At 35.2% G+C, this 807-nt stretch carries 1 protein-coding gene; it reads right to left on the reverse strand.

What is annotated here, in order from left to right; all coding sequences use genetic code 11:
* Positions 1-771: class I tRNA ligase family protein (locus EZH24_RS12890; protein WP_419670467.1), on the reverse strand; the 771-nt coding region annotated here is incomplete at its 3' end.
* Positions 772-807 lie beyond the last annotated feature (36 nt).

Raw genomic sequence — 807 nt, forward strand, 5'->3', positions numbered from 1 at the left:
GGTTTCCTCTACTCTCTCTCTCTCTCCGTAAACGCTTTCGACTTCTTCGGGCAAAATTCCGTTAAAATATTTTTCAAGCATTGTGGTTATTCTATGCCATAAATTTCCGTAATCGTTCGCCAAATCGCTGTTTATTCTTTTTAAGAGTAATTCTTGCGAATAATATCCGTCTATTCCAAAATTAATTTCCCGCATCAAAAAATATCTTAAAGCGTCTACTCCGTATTTGTCAATCAAACTGTTCGGTTCTACAACATTTCCTCTGCTCTTGCTCATTTTTTTTCCATCGTCAAACAATATCCATCCATGTCCGAAAACTTTTTTTGGCAAAGGAACATCGAGCATTTTAAGCATTATGGGCCAGATTATGGAATGGAATCTAACAATCTCTTTTCCCACAAAATGAACATCGCATGCCCAATATTTTTTAAATAAACTATCGTCTTCTTCGGGATATCCAAGCGCCGTTATATAATTGCTTAAAGCGTCTATCCAAACATAAATGCTATGCTCTTTGTCTATCGGGCATTCTATTCCCCATTTCAAACCTTTTCGAGTAACCGCCAAATCTTCCAAACCAGGCAAAAGAAAATTATTAAGCATTTCGTTCATTCTCTCTTTAGGTCCCAAAAATTCTGGATGCTCTTTATAATAATTTATAAGCCAATCTCCGTAATCGGATAATTTCAAATAATAGCATTCTTCCTCTTTATATTCCAATTCTTTTTCGCAATCGGGACAATAACATTTTCCGTCTTCTTTTTTTATCAGTCATTCGATATAGAAGGTAAGAAAAGGATATGACTA

It is taken from the genome of Brachyspira catarrhinii (assembly GCF_005518285.1).
GTDB classification, from domain to species: Bacteria; Spirochaetota; Brachyspiria; order Brachyspirales; family Brachyspiraceae; genus Brachyspira; species Brachyspira catarrhinii.